The sequence below is a fragment of the Pseudomonas sp. UF-293 genome, assembly GCF_058245595.1.
This window is the reverse complement of sequence record NZ_JBSICA010000009.1, coordinates 164243-178592: the sequence shown is the minus strand read 5'-3', so window position 1 is coordinate 178592 and position 14350 is coordinate 164243. Positions and strand designations below refer to the sequence as shown.

At 59.4% G+C, this 14350-nt stretch carries 12 protein-coding genes; 4 read left to right on the top strand and 8 right to left on the bottom strand.

Translation table 11 applies throughout. The features are described from left to right. Positions 1-117: 117 nt before the first annotated feature. From AC4IHP_RS13015 to AC4IHP_RS13005, 3 genes are all read right to left on the bottom strand, one after another. Positions 118-1317: a type II toxin-antitoxin system HipA family toxin gene (locus AC4IHP_RS13015; protein ID WP_490831855.1), complete on the bottom strand. Its 1200-nt coding sequence runs from the start codon at positions 1315-1317 to the stop codon at positions 118-120. Continuing rightward, the gene (locus AC4IHP_RS13010; RefSeq protein WP_490831854.1) at positions 1314-1565 is read right to left on the bottom strand and encodes a helix-turn-helix domain-containing protein; all 252 of its coding nucleotides are present in this window, start codon (positions 1563-1565) and stop codon (positions 1314-1316) included. The genes AC4IHP_RS13015 and AC4IHP_RS13010 overlap by 4 nt, the downstream gene beginning before the upstream one ends. Before the next feature lie 166 nt (positions 1566-1731). Continuing rightward, entirely contained in the window at positions 1732-2400 is a 669-nt protein-coding gene (locus AC4IHP_RS13005) for a polysaccharide lyase family 7 protein (RefSeq protein WP_016772792.1), read from the bottom strand. A 311-nt stretch (positions 2401-2711) separates the two neighbouring features. Here AC4IHP_RS13005 and AC4IHP_RS13000 point away from each other — a divergent pair, with 311 nt between their 5' ends. From AC4IHP_RS13000 to AC4IHP_RS12990, 3 genes are all read left to right on the top strand, one after another. Continuing rightward, entirely contained in the window at positions 2712-4835 is a 2124-nt protein-coding gene (locus AC4IHP_RS13000; protein ID WP_460122003.1) for a putative bifunctional diguanylate cyclase/phosphodiesterase, read from the top strand. A gap of 45 nt (positions 4836-4880) precedes the next feature. Continuing rightward, a complete protein-coding gene (locus AC4IHP_RS12995) occupies positions 4881-5372 on the top strand; it encodes a M48 metallopeptidase family protein (RefSeq protein ID WP_490831853.1) in 492 nt (163 codons plus the stop codon). Positions 5373-5487: 115 nt separating this feature from the next. Beyond that, positions 5488-5784 (top strand): winged helix-turn-helix domain-containing protein, encoded by a 297-nt coding sequence (locus AC4IHP_RS12990; protein WP_490831852.1) that lies wholly within the window; start codon positions 5488-5490, stop codon positions 5782-5784. A gap of 96 nt (positions 5785-5880) precedes the next feature. On the opposite strand, the gene AC4IHP_RS12985 is transcribed toward AC4IHP_RS12990, so the two are convergent. Continuing rightward, entirely contained in the window at positions 5881-6333 is a 453-nt protein-coding gene (locus AC4IHP_RS12985) for a GNAT family N-acetyltransferase (protein ID WP_460121997.1), read from the bottom strand. Positions 6334-6588: 255 nt separating this feature from the next. On the opposite strand from AC4IHP_RS12985, the gene AC4IHP_RS12980 reads away from it, so the two are divergent. Next, a complete protein-coding gene (locus AC4IHP_RS12980) occupies positions 6589-7326 on the top strand; it encodes a substrate-binding periplasmic protein (protein ID WP_460121995.1) in 738 nt (245 codons plus the stop codon). Positions 7327-7437: 111 nt separating this feature from the next. Here the strand turns inward: AC4IHP_RS12980 and yccS are convergent, their stop codons facing one another. From yccS to mdtD, 4 genes are all read right to left on the bottom strand, one after another. Beyond that, on the bottom strand, positions 7438-9630 hold the full coding sequence (yccS, locus tag AC4IHP_RS12975; protein WP_490831851.1) for a YccS family putative transporter: 2193 nt from the start codon (positions 9628-9630) through the stop codon (positions 7438-7440). 229 nt (positions 9631-9859) lie between these two features. Next, positions 9860-11038, bottom strand: a complete 1179-nt coding sequence (locus tag AC4IHP_RS12970) for a BaiN/RdsA family NAD(P)/FAD-dependent oxidoreductase (RefSeq protein ID WP_490831850.1) — start codon at positions 11036-11038, stop codon at positions 9860-9862. 153 nt (positions 11039-11191) lie between these two features. Continuing rightward, the gene (gene dbpA, locus AC4IHP_RS12965) at positions 11192-12577 is read right to left on the bottom strand and encodes an ATP-dependent RNA helicase DbpA (RefSeq protein ID WP_024014613.1); all 1386 of its coding nucleotides are present in this window, start codon (positions 12575-12577) and stop codon (positions 11192-11194) included. 231 nt (positions 12578-12808) lie between these two features. Further along, on the bottom strand, positions 12809-14236 hold the full coding sequence (mdtD, locus tag AC4IHP_RS12960; RefSeq protein WP_042606617.1) for a multidrug transporter subunit MdtD: 1428 nt from the start codon (positions 14234-14236) through the stop codon (positions 12809-12811). Between the last annotated feature and the right edge of the window lie 114 nt (positions 14237-14350).

Sequence of the window (14350 nt, the reverse complement as noted above, 5' to 3'; positions counted from 1 at the left end):
TGCTCCGTATCTTTCGATACGGAGCATTTTTCTTTGAGCGCTGCGCAGATTGCTAGGTTTTCACACAGTCTGGAGAGGCGGGTTTTTTTGTGGGCGGAATTTCTCGCGGTAACGAAGCTATCCAAAAGTCAGAGAAAATGGCGCTGCCGCGTGCTTAATGGCATTGACCACATGGGGCGCCTGTTCGCGATACTGAGGATAGCGATCGAGAACCGCTTCAACCGAGTCGAGCAGGTGCTGAATTCGCTCCTTGGGGTGGTCGATTTCACAGGTGTGAGCAAACTCCAGGAGCCCTTGTCTTGACGCGAACATTGACTTGTTGCCCGCCAGATCCAATGCCAGAACATCTTCTGGAATATAGGCCGTGGTGTTGACGATGTCGTAAGCCGGCGCCAGATGCGCATCGCGTTGCGCGGGTTCGGAATAGAGCAAACCGAAATTTTTCAAGTGAGCGTCGCCATTTCCAACGATGCAGCTCAGGGCGACGATATCGAAGAGTTGCTCAAGGGACGTGCGCAAATGTCGTGCGGGACAATACAGTCGGACAGCCTTCGCAATTGCCGCATAACTTTTGCTGTACTTCTGATTAGCCGACAGCCCCATCAGCACCGCCATGTCTTCAAACCCAATCGGATTGAGCTGGTCGTCGCGGTCAAAGCGGCGCATGACAAACAGTTTGGCGTTGTCGGAAAGGTAAAACGGTGGAACGGGAATACCCGCCTCTTTCGCCATGGACATGCAAAGGAATTCGTTAATCGCCAGGCCCGGGAATTCGTCTCTGCCACTCTTGATGATCAGATCCGAGGTTTTGGATGTCACTCTCGGCAACGCTATTTCTTGCCGCTCCGGCACCAGCAACTTGGGTTGAACACCTGAAATGCCTGCCCGCAGGATGTAGCGATCGAGCATGTCGGCGAAGATATCTTCCGTACCGTCCCACGTGAGAATCTCGTCGAGTTTTTCTCCCGGAAATTCTTGAGCCTGCAACAATGCATCAACGGTTTCAGAGCGTACGTGAACCCTGCCAATCGGCGATGTACTGCCGGAAAGTGCCAGTAGCAGCATTGGGTCGACGTTCACAGTCTTGGCCAAGCGGTTGCGCAACTGCTCCAGTACGTAGCCTTCGGGCAGGTTCATTTGGAAGACCGGGTGCAACTCACGCCGACGAAACTCGTCATGCCGTACAGGCATCAGGAGGCTGATCGCCATTTGTGGCGATGCATCTTCGTGATAACGAAAAGTGAAATCCTCGGCATCGCTGAAAAGCCTGCCGCTATTACCTTCAGGGGTACTGACTTGAAGAGAGGCCATTTTCATTCGAATAAATCTCCGATCTCTTCAAGGGTTGGCATCCTTGCTGGAACCACCGAGAGTTCGCAGTCCAACGCAGCCAAAACCCGCGCGTAAGCGATCATGCCGACAGAAAGGGTGCCTTTCTCTACCGCAATGACTTTGTATCGTGTCAGTCCCGCCAGATCGGCAAGTTGAGCCTGCGTCAGGCCACGATTTATACGTTTTTCACGTAATTGAATCCCGAGACGGGTAATTAAAAGAGAGTAATCCATGTTGCGCTACCGTAACATTTTGGTGTCAATGTACCGTATGCGGAACATTTAATCCATTTGGCTCAAGAAACCCGTCCTCAGGCGGGCTCTTCTGAACGATTATTCTTCAGTTCAACGTGACCGAATGCCTGACGGGCGCACTCGCCAGCTCCTTGTGGTGTTTGGGTTACTTGTCGTGATCAATATCCAGTTTGGTAAACGTCACCTGCCCACCTTCACTGGTGTACCCGGTGTTGTCCTGCACATATACCCCAGCCTTGAAGTACAGCGGCTTGTCCCGCCAGGTCGCGCTGATCTGGGAGTCCCACTGATAGCCCGCCGCGCTCACGCCCAGCGCACCGCCGGGGCTCAAGTGGATGAGGTAGTTGAATTCGCGATCAAGCTTGACGCCGGTAGCCAGGGTGATGACGCGGCTTTCGGCGTCGTCCGGGCGCATGCGCACTTTGATCACCAGATTGCCGGTCTGGGTTTTTTCCTTGTACTGATATTCGAGCTTGACCATTGGCCGCTGGCTCTCATACGCATGAATCTGGCCGATGACAATCTTGCCCGAGCTGGGCACTTTGTTTACCGCGAGGGTGGCGCGCAGCAGGTTGTCGGCGTCCGGGTAGTACCAGTTGCGCAGGGTGCCGTTGCTGTAGGTTTCGCGCAGTTCGGTACGCGGGTAGATGGCGTTTTCGGTTTTCGAGCCGGTCACCGGTGACCAGAAAAACAGGGTGCCGGTGTCGGAATGGAAGTACTGATCCTTGAAGCCATCCACCAGTTTCGAGGTTTCGACGGTGTACGGCGGGCTGCCAACAGGAACGCTGAGGTTCCAGGTTGCGAGGTCGATCATGACGTTTCTTCCAATCAATTCATCCGGAACGCCGGTGCCAGAAGCTCTAGCCCGCGCGTTTTCGGGCGTCTTTATAAGCGTAGCGGCAATTTTTGTTAATGCCCGTACGGCGATTACTTGACGTCAAAGTCCTGTCGAAATGCCATCCCGCCCGGTTTTCGGGGGCTGTAGCGGTGACCGTTAGTCGGGTGGGTTGAGCATTGTTTAAATGATGGCGGGATGACAGCTTCTGCTTTCACCGATCCGCGTCTAGAGTGAAGGCTCAGTACGTCTATGGTTTTTGCCGGCAACGGCTTGATAAGAGAAGCAGCATGGAATGCGCGCAACCCCAGCCAGGTGAAGGCAGCTCGGTCCTTTTGATCGTCGATGATTACCCCGAAAATCTGATCAGCATGCGCGCGTTGCTGCAGCGTCAGGATTGGCACGTGATGACCGCCGCCTCCGGTTTCGAGGCGCTGAACCTGTTACTCGAACATGACATCGACCTGGTCCTGCTCGATGTGCAGATGCCCGGAATGGACGGTTTTGAAGTCGCACGGTTGATGCGCGGCAGCCAGCGCACGCGGCTGACGCCAATCATTTTCCTGACCGCCAACGAGCAATCCCAGGATGCCGTGATCAAGGGCTATGCCAGTGGCGCAGTGGATTACCTGTTCAAGCCGTTCGATCCGCAAATTCTCAAGCCCAAGGTCCAGGCGTTGCTTGAGCACCAGCGCAATCGCCGTGCCCTGCAACGCCTCAGCCATGACCTGGAAGTGGCGCGGGCCTTCAATGCCTCGGTGCTGGATAACGCCGCCGAAGGCATTCTGGTATTGAGCGAGGACGGCGTGATCCGCTTTGCCAACCCGGCGATTTCGCGGCTGCTCAACGCGCCGGTCAAGGATCTGCAAGGCAAGGAGTTTCTCGATTTCCTGCAGAAACCGCACATTCCCCTGTGGGCCGATTCCGAGTTCTACGCCGGCTACCAACGCGGTGAAACCCTGCGTCTGCACGATGCGTTGCTGCGCACGGCGCCCGGACAGCAAGTACCGGTGGCTTTATCCTGCGCGCCGTTGCCCTCGGAACAGCATGCGATGGTGGTGACGGTGCTGGACATGTCGGTGGTGCGTCACTTGCACCAGCAACTGGAGTTCCAGGCGGTGACCGATCCGCTGACCGGTCTGCTCAACCGGCGCGGGTTCTACCAGACCGTGGAAAACCTGCTGTTGCGCGGCGAGCGCAGCGACAGCAGCTGGGTGCTGCTCTACCTCGATCTCGATGGCTTCAAGCGGGTCAATGATTCTCTCGGCCACGATGCCGGCGACCGCGTGTTGCGCTGGGTCTCCGAACAGTTGAAGGCGTGCCTGCGGCCGTTCGATATTCTCGCGCGCATGGGCGGCGATGAATTTACCGCGCTGCTGGATCTGGAGTTCCCCGAGCAAGCAGCGAAGATTGCCGAAAAACTCATCGAACGGGTATCGGTCTGTCAGCAGATCGAAGGCCTGGATATCGTTCTCGGCGCCAGTATCGGCATTGCCACTTATCCCGACTGTGGCCGCAACCTCGACGGCTTGCTGCGCGCATCGGACATCGCCATGTACGAAGCCAAGCGTGCCGGGCGTCAGCAATATCGCTTCTACGATCATGAAATGAACGGTCGCGCCCGCTCGCGTCTGATGCTTGAAGACAGCGTGCGCGAGGCCATCGAAAATCGCGATTTCAATCTGGTCTATCAGCCGCAGGTGGCGATCGGCAGCGGACAGATTCGCGGCTTCGAAGCGTTGCTGCGCTGGCAGCATCCGAGTGTCGGCGATGTGCCGCCGGGGTTATTTCTGCCGTTGCTGGAAGAGGCGCGCTTGATCAGTCGCCTCGGCAGCTGGATCTATCACCGTGGCGCCGGTCAGCGCAAAGCCTGGGAAACGCTGTTCGCTGAAGATCTGGTACTCGGTGTGAGCCTGAGCAATACCCAGTTCGGCCTGCCGAATCTGGTCACCGAATTGCGCCAGGTCATGGAACGCCATGCGCTGCAGCCTCGGCAACTGGAAGTCGAAGTCACCGAAGAAGCGTTGATGCAAAACCCGGACGAAACCCGCAAGCAACTGCGGCTGTTGCGTCATCTCGGGGTGCGCGTGGCGCTGGATGACTTTGGCTCGGGGCCGTGCTCGCTGGCGCATCTGCGCGATCTGGAACTGGACACGCTCAAGCTCGACCGCCACTTGATCGCGCGCTTGCCGGACTCGCCGCGTGATGCTGCGCTGGTGCGCATGGTTCTCGACCTGTGTCAGCAATACGGCCTGCTGGTGATCGCTGAAGGGGTGGAAACCCTCGAGCAATATCAATGGCTGCGAGCCCATGGCTGCGAGTATGTGCAGGGCTTCCTGGTGGCGCGACCCTTGGTCGCCGAGGACGCCGCCCACTTCGCCGAACCGTTTGACTGGAGCGCGCTGGCGGGTTGAATTCGCTACACTGGCGGACCTTTTTTCCAATCGTGCTGCCCGTCCATGACTGTGTTGAAGTACCTCCAGGCCTATCCCCAGCGTTTGCAGGATCAGGTGCGCCAACTGATCGCCGAAGGGCGGCTGGGTGATTACCTCGATCAACGCTATTCGGGGCGGCATGACGTGCAGAGCGACAAAGCCTTGTACAGCTACGCGCTGGATCTCAAGCAGCAGTACATGCGCAATGCGCCGGCCATCGACAAAGTGCTGTTCGACAACCGCCTCGACCTGACTCACCGTGCCCTCGGCCTGCACAGCACGGTGTCACGGGTGCAGGGCGGCAAGCTCAAGGCCAACAAGGAAATCCGCATTGCCTCGCTGTTCAAGGACGCCGCGCCTGATTTTCTGAAGATGATCGTCGTGCACGAACTGGCGCACTTCAAGGAATCGGACCACAACAAGGCGTTCTATAAACTGTGCGAGCACATGCTGCCTGGGTATCACCAGATCGAGTTCGATCTGCGCGTGTACCTGACGTGGCGGGACATGCAATAAAAAGTCTAAAGATCGCAGCCTCCGGCAGCGCCTACAGTTGGAACGCGATCCTTTGGCGGAGCTGCCGAAGGTTCGGGCCGCGTTCGGACGATCTTCTAACGTTGGGAGTGTTTGGATGGATGTCAGCAAGACCAAAAGCAGTTTCTATCGCCGTCTGTACGTGGCTTATCTGATCGACAGTGGCCTGGCGCCGAGTGTGCCGACGCTGACCGAAGTCACCGGCATGCCCCGGCGCACGGCGCAGGACACCATCGCCGCGCTGGCTGATCTGGACATCATCTGTGCATTCGAACAGGAGGAGGGCGCACGCAATCATGCCGGGCGTTATCGGATTCGCGAGTGGGGAGCGATTGATCGCGGCTGGATCGAGCGCAATTTGCGGCAGATAAAAGCAGTGCTTGAATACCCCTGATTCCTGCGCCGACAGTTCTGACGTCTTCGCGAGCAGGCTCGCTCCCACAATGGATGTGCATTCCCTGTGGGAGCGAGCCTGCTCGCGAAAGGGCCCTCAGGACCGACGCATCCCGATATGTGGAATGTCATCCTCGAGATATTCCTCACCGACTGCGACAAACCCGTACTTGCCGTAATACCCCTGCAAATGCGCCTGCGCCGACAGATAGATCGGCACCTGCGGCCAGTGCTTTTCTGCCTGTTTCAGCGCCTGTTCCATCATCGCGTGGCCCAGCCCTTTGCCACGGCCGGCGGGTGCGGTCACCACGCGGCCAATCACCACGTCGCCGCCTTGGGATTCCGGGTCGAGCAAGCGCAGGTAAGCCATCAGTTGATCATCCTCCCAGCCCATCAGGTGATGGCTATCGCCCTCCAGATCCTGGCCATCGAGATCCGGATAGGCACATTTCTGTTCGACTACGAATACATCAGAGCGCAGCTTCAACAGGGCGTACAACTGCTCTTTGCCCAGATCACGATGATGTTTGCAGATCCACTCGATTGTCATTTTTCGATTCCTTGAACACGTCGCCCGATACTAAGCGCACCCGCTGCGGATGTCTGCATGGCGTATCAGTCTGTGACAAAGGTCAAAATGCCATCATTCCTTTCTCGCGGCGGCCGAGAGTTTGTGTAATCTGCTGAAGAGCACTGCGCACTGGTTCTCATGAGCTAATGTTCAATGCTTGGGTTTTGCCGGTAAGGGGCCTTGGAATTTGACGTGAAACCACGTCGGGCGGTTGCCCGCTGAGGATGTTCAAGCATGCTGCGATTGCTTCAAGCCGTTGCTTTGATCGGACTGCTGGTGCTGGGCCAGGATGCTGCGGCGCAGAAGCTGCGGCTGGCATTCGATAATTGGCCGCCATTTACCGACGATGCGCTGGTCAACGGTGGCCTGGCCACCGACATTGTCAGCACTGCACTGGCTCGCGCCGGTTATGCCAGCGGTTACGAGCAAGTGCCGTGGGCGCGAGCATTGCTGGGGATTGGCGAGGGGCGTTACGACGTTCTGGTCAACGCCTGGTACAACGACGAGCGCACGCAGATCGGCCAGTTTTCCGGCGAGTACCTGATCAACCGCATCCGCTTCCTCAAGCGTAAAGACGCGCCCATTGAATACAACAGCCTCGAGCAACTGCACACCTATCCGATTGCGGTGGTGCGCGGGTACGCCTATTCCGCACCTTTTGATGCCGACACGGCGATGCAGAAAGTCCCTGTGCACAACTTCGCCATGGGCGTGCGCATGCTCTCGGCGGATCGGGTCAAGTTGACGCTTGAGGATGAGTACGTAGCGAAGTATTACCTCGCCCGGGAATCGGCCAAGGTGCGCAATTCGGTGGAGTTCCTACCCAAGCCGTTGAGTGAGAACAGCCTGCATATTCTGGTCAGCCTGAAGAATCCGCAGCATGAGCAGATTGTCGCCGGGTTCGATCGAGCGATCGAGGCGATGAAGGCTGACGGGACTTATGAGAAGTTATTGCGGCGACACGGAATGTGAAGGGTGATCCGGCATTTTCGTTGTGGCTGATCACCTCTTCGCGAGCAGGCTCGCTCCCACAATTTGAAATGCATACCCTGTGGGAGCGAGCCTGCTCGCGAATGCGTCGTCTCAGGCGCCGCTGATTTCGGCAGTGTCCTTGATCAAATGCGCCGCCAATGTCCGAAGCGGCCCCAATTGCCGGCATATCAGCGCCAATTGCGTCTGCACCAGTCGCTGCCCTTCATCAATCTCCTCCGGCATCTGTTCCAGCTCATTGGCCAGCGCTTCTTCTTCATCACTCTGAATCGCAATCGGCTGCTTGCTCGCCAGGCCTTGAGCGATTTCGTCGATGCTGGTCGCCAGTCTCACCCCGGCGCCTTCGATCAGATGCTCACGCACTTCGGCTGGCAGCTGTGTTTCGCGGTGCGCGCCGAGCCCGGAAAGGTAACTGAGCAAAGTGTGCGACAGCACCAGGAAACGGAAACCGACATCCGCCTCCTTGCGGAAATGCCCCGGCTCCATGAGCATGTTCGCCAGCGTCGTCGACAGCGCCGCGTCGGCGTTGTGCGCGTTGCGTCGGGCCAGGCGATAGGCGAGGTCGTCGCTTTTGCCGGCGGCGTATTGCTGCATGATCTGGCGCAGGTAGATGCTGTTGCAGGTCAGGGTATTGGCCAGCACCTTGTTCAGGCGCCGACCCTGCCAGTCCGGCAGGAACAGGAACACCGCCAGACCTGCGATCAGGCTGCCCAGCAAGGTATCGAACAGCCGTGGCAGGAACAGCCCATAGCCGTCGCCGACCTGATTGAAGCAGAACAGCACCATGATCGTGATAGCCGCCGTCGCCAGGGTGTAGCGGGTGGTGCGGTTGGTGAAGAACACCACGCCGGCAGCGATGGCGAAGCACGATTGCACCACCGGGTTGGGGAACAGATCGAACAGCGCCCAGGCCACAGTCAGGCCAATGGCGGTGCCGATGATCCGCTGGCCAAGCTTGCGCCGGGTGGCGCCGTAGTTCGGCTGGCAGACGAACAGCGTGGTGAGGATGATCCAGTAGCCTTGCGACGGGTGAATCAGGTGCACCATTCCATAGCCGATACTCAGTGCCAGCGGGAGGCGCAGGGCATGGCGGAACAGCAGCGAAGTCGGCGTCAGTTGTGTACGCAGGCGAATCCACACGTCCTTGAGATTGCGCGGTGAGCGGTCGAGCAGGCTGCTGTCGGTAGCATCAGCCAAGGCGTCAGGATTGCTGGCATCGCTGAGCAAGCGATCGAGGGTGCCGAGGTTGGCCGCCAGTGCGCGCAGCGAGCGCAGCAGGCCGCGCCATGCCGGGTTGCTCTGGATGCGTAAATGTTCGAGGGAGGCATGCAGGTCGTTCAGGGCTTCGGCGAAACTGGCGTCGTAGATGAACGGCTGGCGCATCTGGATTGACTCGGCCAACGCGCGGCAGGCCTTGCCTTGCTGGCGCAGCAGGCGCTGGCAGCGGAACAGCACGTCGCTGTGGAAGAACGCCTCGGCCAGCGCGTTGTAAGGGTAGTGCGAAGAGCTGGCGCGTTCGTGAATGTCTTGCGCGAGGAAATACAGCTTCAAATAGCGGCTGACCTTCGAGCCGGGCCGACCGTTGCCAACCCGGTGCAGGATGATTTCCTTGGCCGAGTTCAGGGCGGCGACCACGCGGCCATTCTGCTGCGCCAGTTCGAGGCGGCGGGCTTCGACGTCCATCTGCCGGATCGGCTCGAACAGCGAGGATTTCAGCTTCAGGTAAAGACCCAGTTCACGGAACAGCCGCGCCAGACTCTGCTGCACCGGTTGATTGGAAAACAGCGCCTGCCACAGCACAGAGAGCAGGCCATACCACGCCGCGCCGGCGACCAGCAGCATCGGTTCATGCCAGAAATCGGTAACCGCGCCGCCGCGCTGATCGACGCCGATCATCGTGTATACGGAGAGAATCAACGTCGCCGAGGCGATCGCACCGTAACGCTCGCCCAGTGCGCCGAGCATGGTCAGGCCGAAACTGGCCAGCGCCAGGGCCACGGCGAAAATGATCGGGTAGGGGAAGAGCAATTCCACCGACAGCGCGGCGATGCTGAAACACACCAGCGTTACCGCCAGTGCGTTGAGGCGGCCCTGCCAACTGTCGTCGGTCTCGGCCAGAGCGCTGGCGATGATGCCGAGGAACAACGGGATCAGCAGGCCCATTTCATCCTGATACCAGCACAGCGCCATGCTGCCGGTCAGGGCGATGAATACCCGCACGCTGTAGCTGAATTTATCCAGCGCCCACAGGCGCCGCAAAGACTGACGAAACGAGGTCGAGGACATGAAGTGCGAAGGCCTTCCGAGGCGATGCCGCTAAATTGAGCCAGTAATGACGCCGACGCAATGGCGCCGAGCACATCTGACAGCAAAAAGTGTTCCTTTTACTTACACCACAAACCACTGTGGGAGCGAGCCTGCTCGCGAAAGCGGAGTGTCATTCAACATTGATGTCGACTGGTAACCGCATTCGCGAGCAGGCTAGCTCCCACAGGGTTTTGTATTTGGCCTTGAGTTAAGCGTACTGCGCCGCAGCGTAACCAGAGGCCCAGGCCCACTGGAAGTTGAAGCCGCCCAGATGCCCGGTGACGTCGAGCACTTCCCCAATGAAGTACAACCCGGGGCTTTTCAGCGATTCCATGGTCTTGGACGACACCTCGCGGGTATCGACGCCACCGAGGGTCACCTCAGCCGTGCGATAGCCCTCAGTGCCCGCCGGTACAACCTTCCAGCTGCCGAGCTTCTCGGCAATCTCCGCCAGTTCCGCGTGGGTGTACTGCTTCATCGGTTTGGAGACGAACCAGTTGTCCGCCAGCAGATTGGCCATCTTCTTGGTGAAGATCTCGCCAAGCAAAGTCTTCAGCTCGCTGTTCGGGCGTTCGGCGACTTGCTGTTGCAGCCAGCTCGCCGCGTCGTGATCCGGCAGCAGGTTGATCTCCACCGTGTCGCCGGGCTCCCAGAACGAAGAGATCTGCAAGATTGCCGGGCCGCTGAGGCCGCGATGGGTGAACAGGATGTTTTCGCGAAAGCTCTGCTCGTTGCAGCTGACCAGACAATCCACCGAGGTCCCGGACAGCTCTGTGCACAACTCTTTGAGTTGGTCGGTGATGGTGAACGGCACCAGACCGGCGCGGGTCGGCAGCAGTTCATGGCCGAACTGTTTGGCGACTTGATAACCGAAACCGGTAGCGCCCAGGGTCGGAATCGACAGCCCGCCGGTGGCAATCACCAGCGACTGGCACTGGACCTGGCCGAGGGTGGTGTCGAGCAGATAACCGCTGTCGGTTTTTTCGATGGTCTGGATCGAGGTGTCCAGATGCAGCTCGACGCCGGCCTGATCGCACTCATCAAGCAGCAGGCCGAGGATGTCGCTGGATTTGTTATCGCAGAACAGCTGGCCGAGTTTCTTCTCGTGGTAGGGCACGGCGTGTTTGCCGACCAGAGCGATGAAATCCCACTGGGTGTAACGCGCCAGCGCCGATTTGCAGAAATGCGGATTCTGCGAGAGGAAATTGCTCGGTTCGGTGTACATGTTGGTGAAATTGCAGCGACCACCACCGGACATGAGGATTTTCTTGCCGGCCTTGTTCGCGTGGTCGAGCAGCAATACCTGACGCCCGCGCCCGGCGGCGGTCAGGGCACACATCAAGCCGGCGGCGCCAGCGCCAATGATCACGACTTCGGTAGAGCGCAAAACGGTGTCCTCTTGGTGGGTCGCTACAAAACAAACTGTGGGAGCGAGCCTGCTCGCGAAAGCGTTGTGTCATTCAACAATGATGTCGACTGACAGTTTGCATTCGCGAGCAGGCTCGCTCCCACAGGGGATCTCCTATGGATGGAAGATCGCTTACAGAATACGTACGCGCAACGAGCGGCCCTTGATCTTGCCGTCGTTCAAACGCTGTAACGCCTGCATGGCCACGGTGCGCTCGACAGCGACGTAGGCCTGGAAATCGAAGATGGCGATTTTGCCAACCTGCGCGCCGGGAATGCCCGCTTCGCCGGTCAGTGCGCCAAGGATGTCGCCCGGGCGCACCTTGTCTTTACGGCCAGCACCGATGCACAGGGTGGTCATCGGTGGTTGCAGCGGCGCCAGGCCCTGGGACTTGAGGTTGTCGATCTGATCCCAGTTCAGCGGCGCTTTCTGCAGTTGTTCGATGGCTTGCGCACGATGAGCTTCGGACGGAGCGACGAGGCTGATGGCGATGCCTTTCTCGCCCGCGCGACCAGTGCGGCCAACGCGGTGAATGTGGATTTCCGAATCGCGCGCCAACTCGACGTTGATCACCATGTCCAGCGCATCGATGTCCAGACCACGGGCGGCGACGTCGGTGGCGACCAGCACCGAGGTGCTGCGGTTGGCGAACATCGCCAGCACTTGATCGCGGTCACGCTGTTCCAGATCGCCGTGCAGGCCTACAGCGGAAATGCCTTTGGCGGTCAGGTGATCGACGGTTTCCTGCACTTGCTGCTTGGTGAAGCAGAACGCCACGCAGGACGCCGGACGGAAGTGGTGCAGGACCTTGGTCACCGCACTCATGCGCTCTTCCGGGGAAATCTCGTAGAAGCGTTGCTCGATCTGCGTGTCGTCGTGGAAGGCTTCAGCCTTGACGGTCTGCGGGTCGCGCATGAATTTCGAGGCCAGTTGCTTGATGCCCACCGGGTAGGTCGCGGAGAACAACAGAGTCTGGCGACGCTCCGGGGTCTTGATGATGATGTCTTCGATGGCGTCGTAGAAACCCATGTCGAGCATGCGGTCGGCTTCGTCGAGGATCAGCGTGTTCAGGCCATCGAGCACCAGCGAACCCTTGCGCAGGTGCTGCTGAATGCGCCCCGGAGTGCCGACGATGATGTGCGCGCCGTGCTCCAGCGAAGCGATCTGCGGGCCGAACGACACGCCACCGCACAGGGTCAGGACCTTGATGTTGTCTTCGGCGCGGGCCAGACGGCGGACTTCCTTCGCCACCTGATCGGCCAGTTCGCGGGTCGGGCAGATCACCAGCGCCTGGCACCCGAAGTAGCGCGGATTGATCGGGTTGAGCAGGCCGATGCCGAAGGCGGCGGTCTTGCCGCTGCCGGTCTTGGCCTGGGCGATCAGGTCCATCCCCTTGAGGATCACCGGCAAGCTCTGCGCCTGGATCGGCGTCATCTGGGCATAACCGAGTGATTCGAGGTTAGCCAGCATGGCGGCGGACAGCGGCAGAGTATTAAAAGCGGTGGCGATGGTGGTCACGGGACTGGCCTGCAAAACAAAATGTCGCGCAGTGTAGCAGCCCCGTGCCGGTTTCCTCGACAGTTCTGGACGAACAGCCCCAGAGTTTCTCTGACTGGAGATCAGTCTGTGTGAGGGACCACACTCCCCTGTAGGGGCTGCCGAAGGCTGCGATCTTTTGATTTTGCTTTAAAAAACAAGATCAAAAGATCGCAGCCTTCGGCAGCTCCTACAGGGAGTCCTTCAGCATAATCAGTGTTCGATGTGTTCTTGTGGACGTTTAGCGCGCCGGCCGTCTTCCTTCGACAACTGCGAGAAGATCGTTGCCGCCAGCATCGCCATCACGCCGACCGTGACGAAGGTCAGTTGGAACGCACCGAGTACGGTTTCCACGCCATCGTTGCCGACTTTCGCAGTGAAGCCGCCGAGCAGCGCACCGGCGCAAGCGACGCCGAGGCTCAGCGACAACTGCGCGACCACCGACAGCAAACTGTTGCCGCTGCTGGCGCTGGCATCGTCGAGGTCGATAAGCGTCACCGTATTCATTGCGGTGAATTGCAGCGAGTTGATCGCACCCAGCACGGCTAGCAGGCACAGCAGCAGCCAGTACGGCGTCTGCTCGCTGACCAGGCCCATGCTCGCCAGCATGATCCCCAGCGCCAGCGTGTTGCCGGTGAGGACGATGCGATAGCCGAGGCGTTCGATCAGCGGCCGCGCGACCCACTTGGCGATCATCGCTGCGGCGGCCAGTGGCAACATGCTCATCCCGGCTTGCGACGGCGAGTAACCCAACGCCACTTGCAGCAGTAGCGGTACCAGAAACGGCAGGGCGCCGCTGCCCAGTCGCGCGAAGAGGTTACCGAGGATGCCCACGGCGAAGGTGCGGGTCTTGAACAATGACGGCGCGAACAACGGGTTCTCGATATGCCCGGCGCGCAGCCAGTACGCCGCCAGACAGGCCATGCCGGCGAACAGCAGCAACATCACCCGCAGGTGTGGCAGGTGCAGTTCGCCAAGGCCTTCCATGGCAATGGTGATGAGGATCATCGCCGCGCCGAACAGCAGAAAACCGAGGCTATCGAAACGCGTGCGCTCAGTGCCGCGCAGGTCGGGAATGAATTTCCACACCGCATAACAACCGATCACCCCGACCGGCAGATTGATCAGGAAGATCCAGTGCCACGTCACGTATTCCACCATCCAGCCGCCCATGGTCGGGCCGATCAGCGGGCCGAGCAGGCCGGGAATGGTGATGAAACCCATGATCCGCACCAGTTCCGAGCGCGGGTAGGCGCGCAGCACCACCAGCCGCCCGACCGGCAACATCAGCGCGCCGCCGAGGCCCTGAATCACCCGCGCACCGATAAGCATGCTCAGGCTGCTGGACAAGGCGCAGAGCAGCGAGCCGAAGCTGAACAGCAGAATCGCGCCGAAGAAGATTTTCTTGGTGCCGAAGCGGTCGGCGATCCAGCCGGAGGCCGGGATCAGCAGGGCCACGGTAAGCATGTAGGCGATGATCACGCCCTGCATGCGCAACGGGTCTTCAGCGAGATCGCTGGCCATGGCCGGTAGCGCGGTGTTGAGGATGGTCCCGTCGAGGGACTGCATGAAGAACGCAATGGCGACGACCCACGGCAACCAGCGTGCGGTGATGGCGTCGAGAGGCGGGCGGTTGGGCATGGAACCTCTTGTGTCAGTGCATATTCAGAGTCGAGCGCGGTCAGTGTGGGAGCGAGCCTGCTCGCGAAGAGGCCATTTCATTCAACATTGATGTCGATTGATCTACCGCTTTCG